The sequence below is a fragment of the Streptomyces pyxinicus genome, from assembly GCF_024753135.1.
Taxonomy (GTDB): Bacteria; Actinomycetota; Actinomycetes; order Streptomycetales; family Streptomycetaceae; genus Streptomyces; species Streptomyces pyxinicus.
On sequence record NZ_JANUGP010000082.1, the window covers coordinates 1 to 449 of the forward strand.

Annotated in this window: 1 protein-coding gene; it reads right to left on the reverse strand. The window is 71.0% G+C overall.

From position 1 onward, the window contains the following. Window positions 1-449, reverse strand: a 449-nt coding sequence (locus tag NX794_RS35830; protein ID WP_309506071.1) for a carboxyl transferase domain-containing protein, incomplete at both ends; no start/stop codon positions are given.

A 449-nucleotide genomic window follows, 5' to 3' on the forward strand; every position in this document is an offset into this window, starting at 1 on the left:
GTCAGGGCGGGGCTGTAGGCCGCGCCGCCCGCGCACGGGCCGAGCATCACGCTGATCTGCGGGATGACACCGGACGCCCTGGTGTTGCGCTGGAAGATGCCGCCGTACCCGGCGAGCGCGCTGACGCCCTCCTGGATACGCGCGCCCGCGCCGTCGTTCAGGGAGACCAGCGGGGCACCGGCCGCGATGGCCATGTCCATGATCTTGTGGATCTTGGTGGCGTGGGCCTCGCCCAGCGCGCCGCCGAAGATCCGGAAGTCGTGGGCGTAGACGAAGACCGTGCGGCCCTCGACCGTGCCCCAGCCGGTGACCACACCGTCCGTGTACGGCTTCTTCGCCTCAAGACCGAACCCGCTCGCGCGGTGCCGGCGAAGCTGCTCGACCTCCTGGAAGGACCCGGAGTCGAGGAGCAGCTCGATCCGCTCCCGCGCCGTCAGCTTGCCCTTGGC